Annotated in this window: 12 protein-coding genes; all 12 read left to right on the plus strand. The window is 57.1% G+C overall.

The window, feature by feature from the left end:
• Positions 1 to 227 precede the first annotated feature (227 nt).
• Positions 228 to 788, plus strand: a complete 561-nt coding sequence (locus IQ241_RS15185; RefSeq protein WP_193908634.1) for a DUF2808 domain-containing protein — start codon at positions 228 to 230, stop codon at positions 786 to 788.
• 70 nt (positions 789 to 858) lie between these two features.
• The gene (rpmH, locus tag IQ241_RS15190) at positions 859 to 996 is read left to right on the plus strand and encodes a 50S ribosomal protein L34 (RefSeq protein WP_193908637.1); all 138 of its coding nucleotides are present in this window, start codon (positions 859 to 861) and stop codon (positions 994 to 996) included.
• 4 nt (positions 997 to 1,000) lie between these two features.
• Positions 1,001 to 1,393, plus strand: a complete 393-nt coding sequence (gene rnpA, locus IQ241_RS15195; protein ID WP_193908639.1) for a ribonuclease P protein component — start codon at positions 1,001 to 1,003, stop codon at positions 1,391 to 1,393.
• Positions 1,380 to 1,775, plus strand: a complete 396-nt coding sequence (locus IQ241_RS15200) for a PH domain-containing protein (RefSeq protein WP_193908641.1) — start codon at positions 1,380 to 1,382, stop codon at positions 1,773 to 1,775. The genes rnpA and IQ241_RS15200 overlap by 14 nt, the downstream gene beginning before the upstream one ends.
• Before the next feature lie 235 nt (positions 1,776 to 2,010).
• Positions 2,011 to 3,264, plus strand: coding sequence for a membrane protein insertase YidC (gene yidC, locus IQ241_RS15205; RefSeq protein WP_193908643.1), 1,254 nt, complete (start codon positions 2,011 to 2,013; stop codon positions 3,262 to 3,264).
• Between the two features lie 29 nt (positions 3,265 to 3,293).
• A complete protein-coding gene (locus IQ241_RS15210) occupies positions 3,294 to 3,818 on the plus strand; it encodes a Jag family protein (protein ID WP_193908645.1) in 525 nt (174 codons plus the stop codon).
• 23 nt (positions 3,819 to 3,841) lie between these two features.
• Positions 3,842 to 4,348, plus strand: a complete 507-nt coding sequence (locus IQ241_RS15215) for a YceD family protein (protein WP_193908646.1) — start codon at positions 3,842 to 3,844, stop codon at positions 4,346 to 4,348.
• Positions 4,348 to 5,877: an AAA family ATPase gene (locus IQ241_RS15220; protein ID WP_193908648.1), complete on the plus strand. Its 1,530-nt coding sequence runs from the start codon at positions 4,348 to 4,350 to the stop codon at positions 5,875 to 5,877. The genes IQ241_RS15215 and IQ241_RS15220 overlap by 1 nt, the downstream gene beginning before the upstream one ends.
• Positions 5,878 to 5,989: 112 nt before the next feature.
• Complete coding sequence (locus IQ241_RS15225) at positions 5,990 to 6,421, plus strand: SH3 domain-containing protein (protein WP_193908650.1); 432 nt, start codon at positions 5,990 to 5,992, stop codon at positions 6,419 to 6,421.
• A gap of 148 nt (positions 6,422 to 6,569) precedes the next feature.
• On the plus strand, positions 6,570 to 6,737 hold the full coding sequence (locus IQ241_RS15230; protein WP_193908652.1) for a hypothetical protein: 168 nt from the start codon (positions 6,570 to 6,572) through the stop codon (positions 6,735 to 6,737).
• Positions 6,738 to 7,169: 432 nt separating this feature from the next.
• The gene (locus IQ241_RS15235) at positions 7,170 to 7,727 is read left to right on the plus strand and encodes a Uma2 family endonuclease (protein ID WP_193908654.1); all 558 of its coding nucleotides are present in this window, start codon (positions 7,170 to 7,172) and stop codon (positions 7,725 to 7,727) included.
• Positions 7,728 to 8,251: 524 nt separating this feature from the next.
• Positions 8,252 to 10,341 (plus strand): single-stranded-DNA-specific exonuclease RecJ (gene recJ, locus IQ241_RS15240; RefSeq protein WP_193908669.1); only part of this gene is annotated, 2,090 nt, incomplete at its 3' end.

Consider the following 10,341-nt stretch of genomic DNA (forward strand, 5'->3'; position numbering starts at 1 on the left):
AAGCATTTAAGCTAGTCTTTGGTTTATCTGGCAGCGGCTGGCGTGCTAAATTTCATAAAGGTTTGTGAAATTCGCAACGCAGCTTTAGAAACTGTCCACTGACGCCGGTGAATAGGCCCTATTCAGTGTTAGACGATATAGGTGCGCAAGCCGCTTTTAACGCCTGTCGAGAACTCAGATCCCCTTAAGAACCGTTCACTTTAGATATCCAGAGGAGTGATAGCAAAATGATCGCCCATCGTTCTATCCGCCGTATTTTTTCGGGAATTGCCCTGTCTGCGATCGCGCTCACAACCGGCCTCCCCACGCTGCCCACTCAGGCCCAGACCAATCCCGGCCTGACCCTGTTTGGCGGCGTTGACTCCGAATATCGTCTGTCCTACACCCTCCAGTACAATGAGCCGCGCAGCCCCCGGGCTCGCTACTACCTGCGAGTCCCCGGCGACAAGCTAGAGCGGGCCGTCTCCCACTTCCGCATTTCCTACCCACAGGCTTTCACCGAGCGCAACGGGGCCTTCGATGTGGACAGTATTGAAGTCCGCCGGGGCCGGGGCCGGGGCGGCGAGAACATTCCCCTCGACGATGTCGTCTGGACGCCCGAGTCTGGCCAGCTCGACCTTTACTTCCAGGATGTCGTCCCGGCTGACACCAGCGTCGTTATCGTCATGTCTAACGTCCGCAACCCCAATCGGTTTGGCGTTCACAACTTCAACCTGCAGGCCGAGTATCGGGGCGACGTGCTGTCGCGCTACATCGGCACTTGGGAAATGCTGGTTGCCGAAGAGTAGGCTTTGACGATAGAATCGTAAGCCGTGCCTGTTGGCTCAGTAGACTCCCAGTAGATTTCAGGAAAGACCCATGACTAAGCGTACCCTCGGCGGCACCTCCCGCAAGCGTAAGCGCGTATCCGGCTTTCGTGCTCGGATGCGGACCAAAAACGGACGCAACGTGATCAAGGCCCGCCGTCGTAAGGGTCGGGAAAGACTGGCCGCCTAGCGGCGTGGCTTTACCCAGCCAGCACCGACTGAGGGCCTCACGCGACTTTTCCAGGGTCTATCGCTTGGGTCTTCGGGCCTCTTCGCGCTATCTTTCCCTTCGAGCTTTCAGGCCGAGTGCAGCCGATGTGAGCCGTCAGCTGACAGTTCTAGAGAGCCCTCCAGAGACTGCCTTAGGAATTTCCATCAGCCGTAAGGTCAGCAAGCGAGCCGTGGTCCGAAATCGGGTCAAGCGGCAGATTCGGGCTGCGCTGAGGGCTCTGCTGCCGCAGATTCAGCCCGGCTGGCAGGTGGTGATCGGGGTGCGCCCCGCCGCGACCGAGTGCGAATATGCCGATTTTTTGAGAGAATTGGACTATCTGTTGACAAAGCTGGGGGTAATCGATGGCAATTCGTGAAGAGGTATTTTACGAAGGCGGGCCGCACATTGGCGATTTAATTTTCAATTCGCTGCTGGCCTTTACGGTAATCTGTATTCCGCTCACCGTCGGGGCCATCGTGCGGGCGCTGTGGCTGCGCTACCGAATTACCGACCGGCGAATTTCCGTCACCGGCGGCTGGATGGGTCGCGATCGCACCGACCTAATCTATTCCGAAGTGGCAAAGGTCGTAACGGTACCCCGGGGGCTGGGCGCTTGGGGGGACATGGTGATTACCCTGAAAGATGGCAGTCGGCTAGAGCTGCGGGCGCTGCCCCGGTTTCGCGAGATCTACGACTACATTCTGGATAAGGCTTCACCCCAGGCCAAAGTCGCCAGCGGCAGCGTAGGTCAGTCTTAGCGACGGGACTGGTGCCAGGCGGGAAAGCCGAGTTCGGTTTTCTCGAATATTCCCCAATTTTTCCTGCTTTTGAGCCCTGTCCCTGAGCGGACAGAGCCGATTGATTGGGCTGACGACTGCCAAGACGGCCCATATTTCGATAGATTAGAGAGCAGATACCTACACCCTTCTCTAGCTAGTACAGACCTGGCAGAGATTTACCCCACCCAAGAGCTCAAATTACTAGGCGTAGCATATGGACTTCGGCATCGGATTTCTCTCGAATAACATCATGCTGCCAATCCTGGATTTTTTCTACGGGATTGTGCCTAGCTATGGACTGGCCATCGTTGCGCTCACGTTAGTCATCCGATTTGCCCTCTACCCGCTGAACGCAGGCTCCATTCGCAATATGCGGCGGATGAAGGTGGCGCAGCCGGTGATGCAGAAGCGGGTGAAAGAGGTTCAGGACCGCTACAAAGACGACCCGGCCAAGCTGCAGGAGGAAATGGGCCAGATTTATAAAGAATTTGGCAATCCGCTGGCCGGATGCTTTCCGGTGCTCCTGCAGATGCCCATTCTATTTGCGCTCTTTGCCACGCTGCGGGGATCGCCGTTTGCCGACGTCAGCTACCCGGTGAATCTGCACATTGTGCCGCAGAATAATGTCGAGCAGGTGCAGCCCGCCTACTCTACCTCGCCCCATACTATCTTTGTCTCCGACGGAGAGCATTTTCCCGTATCGGCAGTTGTGCCCAGCGGCGACCAGCTTGCGGTGGGTGAAACCACGGCGATTCGCCTCCAGGCCGAAGACGGGCGATCGCTGCCGCAGCTGGTCGATGCCTATGCTAAGCCCGATATTGAAGTCAAACCCCGGTTTGAAGTCACCAAGGGCGAAGAGCTCGTTTCAGTCGGGCCAGACGGCAGCATCGAGGCCCTGGCCCCCGGTGACGTGACGATTCAGACTAAAGTTCCGGGCCTGGCCTCGAATAAGGGCTTCCTGTTTATTAAAGCCCTGGGCCGGATTGGGGTGACGGGCGATAACGGCGAAATTCACTGGGATATCCTGGGAATGATCCTCTTCTTTGGGCTTAGCCTGTATGTGAACCAGCAGTTTTCGGGGCAGGCCGCGAGCAGTGACAACCCCCAGCAGAACGCGATTAATAAGTTTACGCCGCTGCTGTTTTCCGGCATGTTTCTGTTCTTCCCGCTCCCGGCTGGCGTGCTGATGTACATGGTGATTGCCAACGTCTTTCAGACCGTTCAGTCCTTCATCCTATCGCGTGAGCCCCTGCCCGAGAACCTGCAAAAGCTGGTCGATGCAGAGACGGTGAAAACGGAAGGCCGTGAAAAGCTAGCCTTTGAGCCCGGCAGCCCAAAGCGAGCTGAGACGAAAGCCAACGCTAAGGGAGCTAAGCCCGAGACCAAGAGTGCTAAAACTAACGCTAAGTCGTCAAACAGCGCGACAAAAAGCGGGACGTCCAAAAAAGTTTCAAAGAAAAAGTCTTAGTCACAGGCAGATTGGTTTCGGCAAAAGCGATGGATGAGCAAACGGAACGGAGCGGTGAACGCTGGCTAGAGCAGATGTTGACGCTGCAAGGGATATCCGCTCAGGTCAGCGGCGAGCGGATAGAAGACGACCTGAGCGACGGTAGCACCTGGCTAACGATTGATCAGGGTCAGCTCAGCCCATCGCAGAGGGAGGCGCTGATTGGTGAAAAGGGCTCGGTGCTGGACTCGATCCAGTATTTGGCCAATACGATTCTAAATATGGGCCTTTCGGGTGAGGGGCAGCAGGCCTATACGGTAGAACTTGCGGGCTATCGGCAGCGGCGGCAGGCCGAACTCAAGGCGATCGCGGAGGACGCCGCCGAACAGGCTCGAACCACCCAGCAAGAGCATGAGATCAGGGGGCTTTCCTCAGCCGAGCGGCGGCAGGTTCACAGCTTCCTCAGCGCCCACGATGGGCTGGAGACCTTTAGCCGCGGACGCGAACCCGACCGACGACTGGTCGTGCGGCTGGTGGGACTAGAGGCCGCTGACCTCGGGTCGACTCAGGCATAAATCAGTAGCGATGGGGGTTTTCAATGAAACCGGTTTATATACCTCAGCTGATCCAGGCTCCGAATCAGACGGTGCAGTTTGAGGTTGAAGACTATCTCCCGGATCTGGAGACACTGACGCCCGTGAAGGGGCAGGTCAGCGTTACCCACCAGGGTAATTATCTAGAAGTGAAGGCGCAGGCAGCCGCGATCTCAACCCTCAACTGCCATCGCTGCCTGGAAAACTACAATGCTCGGGTGCGGGTAGATAACTCAGAGCTGATCTGGCTGGAGTCGCCGCCTGCCGAAGAAGCCGGCAGCGAACGCGAAGTTGAGCTCGATGATCTGGTGGAAACCCTGCCGCCCCAGGGCTATTTTGACCCGCAGAAATGGCTCTATGAGCAGATTTGCTTAGCCCTGCCGCAGCGACAAATCTGCGACCTGGCCTGCGCCGGGATTGCCTTTGAGAATCCGCCGGAAGCCGCTCAGTCCGCTGTAGACCACCGCTGGGCAGCGCTTTCCGATCTGAAGCAGCAGCTGTCAGGACAGTGATGAGCTTCCACGATGAGCTTAGCCTGCTGCTGCGAGCCCGCTATCCGCTAATCTATATCGCCACCCGCGAAGAAGCGCGAGCCGAAGCCGCGATCGGGCGCTGCGCCGAGCAGCAGGGCAGCCGTAGCGTCTATATTTGGGACTTTGTCGAAGGCTACCAGGGCAACCCCAACGATGCCGGGTTTGGCCGCCGCAACCCGCTGCAGGCCCTGGAACTGATTGAGAAACTGCCCGCGACCGCTGCGGCCATCTTTGTGCTGCGCGATTTCCACCGCTTTTTAGACGACATCGCGATCGCCCGCAAGCTGCGCAACCTGGCCCGGCTGCTCAAGGCTCAGCCGAAAAATATTGTGCTGCTCTCGGCCCAGCTCAGCGTGCCAGACGACCTCAGCGAAGACATTACCATTCTCGAATTTCCGCTGCCGACAGTGGCCGAAATTCAGACCGAGGTGGAGCGGCTGCTGAGCGCCACTGGCAGCCAGCTGCCGCCCCGCACCGTCGATGAGCTGGTGCGCTCCTGCCAGGGACTGTCGATGGAACGAATCCGCCGGGTGCTGGCCCGGGGCATTGCCACTCACGGCGAGTTTCAGGCCAGTGATATCGACCTGATTTTAGAAGAAAAGCGCCAGACCATCCGCCAAACTCAGATCCTAGAGTTCTACCCCGGCGATGAAAAAATCTCCGATATCGGCGGGCTCGACAATCTCAAGGACTGGCTACTGAAGCGGGGCGGCGCCTTCTCCGAACAGGCCCGGCAGTATGGCCTGCCCCATCCGCGCGGGCTGCTGCTGGCTGGCATTCAGGGAACGGGCAAGTCGCTGACGGCAAAAGCGATCGCCCATCACTGGCACCTGCCCCTGCTGCGGCTCGATGTCGGTCGCCTGTTTGGCGGTCTGGTTGGCGAATCGGAGTCGCGTACGCGCCAGATGATCCAGCTGGCCGAAGCGCTGGCCCCCTGCGTGCTGTGGATTGACGAGATTGATAAAGCCTTTGCCGGGTTTGAAGGTCGCGGCGACTCGGGCACCACCAGCCGCGTATTCGGCACCTTCATCACCTGGCTGGCTGAGAAGACCTCACCCGTCTTCGTCGTGGCTACCGCCAACAACATTCAGGCGCTGCCGCCGGAGATGCTGCGGCGGGGACGATTTGACGAAATTTTCTTCGTCGGGCTGCCCAGCCAGAATGAGCGCGAGGCCATTTTTTCGGTGCATCTGGGGCGGCTGCGATCGCACAATCTGACCAGCTATGACCTCAGTCGGCTGGCCTACGAGACGCCCGATTTTTCCGGCGCAGAAATCGAGCAGGCGATCATCGAAGCGATGCACATTGGGTTTAGCCAAAACCGCGATTTTACCACAGATGACATCCTGGAAGCGGCGAGCCAAACTGTACCCCTGGCCCGTACCGCCCAGGCCCAGATTCAGGCATTGCAGGACTGGGCCGCCTCGGGCAAGGCCCGGCTAGCGTCCCGGCGCAGCAGCTTGAGCAATCGCATCCAGCAGCAGATCCAGTCTGAGGACAACTCTTGACCCCGTCAACCTGCTCTTTAGCCAGCGGCTTGAACCGCCCGCCCGGTCTAACGTTTGGCCAAAAAATGAGGTATAACCGTAGGGCAGATTCCAAGGCTGTCAGAAGCGGGCTATGAAAAACTTTTTGCTGGGACTCACCAAGTTTGTTCTGGGCGTGCTGCTGGCAATGGTCATTCTGTCGATTGCCGGTCTGGCGATGGCCCGGTACTTCATCATGCGGATCTCGGAACTGCCCGAGCGGCCCACCTATGAAAATGACGTTCCGGCTGAGCCCGCACCTGCCGCCACTAGCCCACCCGCGCAGGCCACATCTGGACAGCCACGGCCTACGGTAAATCTTCCGCCAGGCAGCTACCAAGCGGTAGTATCGCAGCCCATCGGTCTGATTCTGAGAGACGGCCCCGGGATAGAGTATGAGCAGATCGGCGGCGTTGAATATGAAACCGAGCTGGTCGTCATTGAAGAGCAAGATGGCTGGCAGAAGGTGCAGCTGCCGGGCGGACGGGAAGGCTGGGTGAAAGGCGGCAATATCGATCGGCTGTGATGAGGCCCTGGGGCTGGCCCTGTTAAGAAAGCTATCGCTACCTAAACCTTAGTTACAGTCCCCTCAGCCCGCCGCTGAAATAGCCAGACCCGGTGATACGGTTGGAAACGAGCATTGGACGTATCTAAGGGGTTCTATAGCGACCACGATGTACAACACACCACAGAAAGACTGGCTGGGTTCGATGGTAACCGCCGCGATTGGGGCCGGCGTGATCACCTCCTTTGCCGTCAGTCAGGGGCAAAACCCCTTCGTTGGCCTGGGGATTACTGCCTTTGCTGCCGCGATCGCGGTCACCATAGACCATTATCTATAGAAGTATAGCGAACATAGATTTATTTTTAGGACAAAAATGCTAACCACTTAACTAATGAGGTGGTTCAAGTTGAAATTTCACTGCCAATGCAGGCAGAAAATCCCTGGCTCGATAAGTTTGGCTGGTTAAGAACGATCCGACCTTTGACGATCTGCGAGCTGAAATTGCGGTATATCACCAGGGAATCGATCAATAGATGGATCACCTTCCCAAGTAACCTTGTAAGTTTTGGACAGCGATCAGCTGAGTCTTTATCAACGGGGTCACGAACCTGTAGGTCAGTGATTGCTCACCATCCCACCTAATCAAATTTCCATCAGTGTCGCGATCGCTTAAAGTAAAGCGACAATACTAATCACGCGTAACCGGCAAGACTTCCAGCGCGTCGCAAATTTGACTCTTGAAGATGGGTCAGTACTATAGGTTCAGGCTATGACTGCTGCAAAAACGCCATCTCTCACTTTAGAGGCGTTTCTAAAGCTGCCAGAGACAAAGCCTGCTAGCGAATATATTGATGGCGACATTATTCAAAAGCCAATGCCAAAAGCTCGCCACTCCAGGCTTCAGGGCAAGCTAATCCAGGCAATTAATAGCGTCACAGAAGCAGACCAAATTGCCTATGCTTTTCCAGAGCTGCGCTGTACGTTTGGCGGGCGCTCAATTGTTCCAGATATTGCAGTCTTTCTTTGGCAGTTCATTCAGCTAAACGAAAACGGAGAACCTTTAGACAATGTGCTAATCGCTCCAAACTGGACAATTGAAATTCTTTCTCCTGAGCAAAGTTCCAATCGAGTCACAGGCAATATTCTGCACTGTCTGACGCATGGCTGCCAGCTGGGTTGGCTGATTGACCCCGACGATCGCTCCATCGTGGTCTTTCAACCACAGCAGCAGCCAGAGTTATTTTACCAAGATGATCAGCTGCCAGTGTTGGCAGGCATTGAGTCAGCGTTGACCGCAAAACAGGTTTTTAGCTGGTTGAAGATGTAGGCTGAGTGAAGTTTAAGGACGCTCCACGAAGAAATCTCTCCAGACAATCACATTGAAGTTGAGAAAGCCCAAAGATATCCCAGACATGTAGGTATGCCCCAATATATTGACTCACGCACTAACGAGACATTTTTGTTGGAAACACCTATCTGGCATTCCCCTTTGGATAATCTACCTCGGTGCTAGCTACTTTCAAACCCAAGCAGCGGCGAGGCAAATTTGGGTCTGGCTTAAGATTGAGCCCTTGGATACCTCACGAGTGGTGCCCAGTATTTGCAGTATGGCAATGTTGATCGCATCGAGCAAAAAGGCGCAATTGCTCGGCCATCTAGGTATTGGAAATTTCCGGGCAGGGCATTCTGCGTCCATCTCAGCGGTCTGGAAGGTTAAGCCAATCTTCAAAGCTATAATTTCTACGATCCGGCGATTATGATTGGATCAGATGAACTAGTCTTGGCTGGACTGTGCTAGACCCGTCTGTAGAAACGCCTGATTCCGAAACCACATTGGCCTCAGTTGGCCAGATGCCTCAGCAGCGCTGGCAGATTTTTCCGGCGCAGCGATCGCAGGCGCAGCACATTGCCGATGCTACCCAGCTGTCGCCGCTGCTGGCCCAGGTTTTGCTCAATCGCGGCATTCCTACTCTGGAGCAGGCTTGGGAATTTTTGGATCCCGAGACGCAGCAGCTGCCATCGCCGCTGGATGAGTTTCCTGACCTGCCGCTGAGTTTGGACTTGTTGATGGGCGCGATCGCGTCTCAGCAAAAGATCGCCATCTGCGGCGACTACGACGCCGATGGCATGACCAGCACCGCCCTGCTGCTGCGCGCCCTGCGGTTTCTCGGAGCTAACGTAGACTATGCCATCCCCAGCCGGATGCAGGAAGGCTACGGGATCAATCGTCGCATCGTGGAAGAGTTCCACGCCGAAGGGGTCAGCCTGATTCTGACAGTGGATAACGGCATCGCGGCCTATGACCCGGTGGCCCGCGCCCGCGAACTGGGCCTCACCGTCATCATTACCGATCACCACGACGTTCCCGAGCAGATTCCGCTCGCCGATGCCATCCTCAACCCCAAGCTGATTGCCGAAAGTTCGCCCTATCGCGGCGTCGCGGGGGTAGGCGTCGCTTACATCCTGGCCGTCTGCCTGGCCCAGCGGCTGGGCAAAACTCAGGCCCTGACCACGCCGCTGCTGGAGCTGTTTACTCTAGGAACAATCGCTGACCTAGCCCCGCTCACCGGCGTCAACCGGCGCTGGGTGAGGCGGGGGCTAAAGCTGCTGCCCAAGTCGCGGCTGATGGGTGTCCAGGCTCTGGTTGAAATTGCCGGTCTCAGCGGCGAAAAGGCGCTCAAACCGGAAGCGATTGGCTTTCGGCTGGGTCCCCGAATTAATGCCGTCGGACGTATTGCCGACCCGCAGATCGTGATTGACCTGCTGACCACCGAAGACGTAGACGTTGCCCTGAAGCGTGCCCAGCAGTGTGAAGAGGCTAACGCCCTGCGGCAGCGGATGTGTGAAATTATTGAAACGCAGGCGGTGACCTGGTGCGAAGAAAGCCGGGCCAAGGGTAGCCTCGACCTGCAAAAAGAACGGGTGCTGGTGATCGTTCAACCGCAGTGGCACCACGGCGTGATCGGGATTGTGGCCTCTCGTCTAGTCGAGCGCTACGGCGTGCCGGTCTTTATCGGCACCTACGAAGACGATGCCAAGAAAGAAATCCGCGGCTCGGCCCGGGGGATCTCCGAATTCAACGTATTTGAAGCCCTCCAGGCCTGCGATGACCTGCTGGGGAAGTATGGCGGCCACCGGGCCGCTGGTGGCTTTTCCTTTCCGGCCAGCAAACTGAGGCAGGTCAAAACCCGCCTTAGCAATTTCGCTCGCCAGCACCTCCAGCCCGAGCATCTGAAGCCCCTGGTCACCATCGATGCCCAGGCCAGCCTGGCCGATGTCGGCTTCGACCTGTATCACCAGATTGACCGCATCCATCCCTGCGGCATCGAAAATCCCGATCCGGTTTTTTGGACGCCCAATGCCAAAATCGTCGAACAGCAGACCATTGGCAAAACCAAGGCCCACCTAAAGCTCAGCGTCACCCAGACCGACCCCAGCGGTCAGCCCTTACCGCCGCTAAAAGCGATCGCGTGGCGCTGGGGCGAATATTGTCCCCTTCCCCGCGAGCTCGACATCGCCTACAAGCTGAGGCTAAACGAATGGAACGGCCAGCGCACCGTCGAGCTGGAACTGGTTGGCGTCCGCCTGCCCCAGCCCACTGCCCCAACCGAAGGCATTCTCCCCTGGCCCGCAGATTCCACAGCTGAGCCAGCAAAGCCCCAGCTAGAAGAAACCTCCGCCAAAATACTCACAACCGCCCCCGCCCAAGCGCCAACACCCTCTCCCACTGAAGCTTCAGATACCTTACCCGCCGAAGTGCCAGCACCTTCTGCCTACGAAGCCCCAGCCACATCCCAACCCAAAGTCCAGGAATCTTTCTCCCCCTATTCCACCCCATCATCCCCAACCAACCGTCCCCCAACCCTCTCCACTGCCGCCGCCGCCATCTCCTTCCTCATCGACAAACCCTTTATTCCCCCTACTCGCAACCCATCCACCCC

The organism is Vasconcelosia minhoensis LEGE 07310 (assembly GCF_015207255.1).
Lineage (GTDB): Bacteria > Cyanobacteriota > Cyanobacteriia > Phormidesmidales > Phormidesmidaceae > Vasconcelosia > Vasconcelosia minhoensis.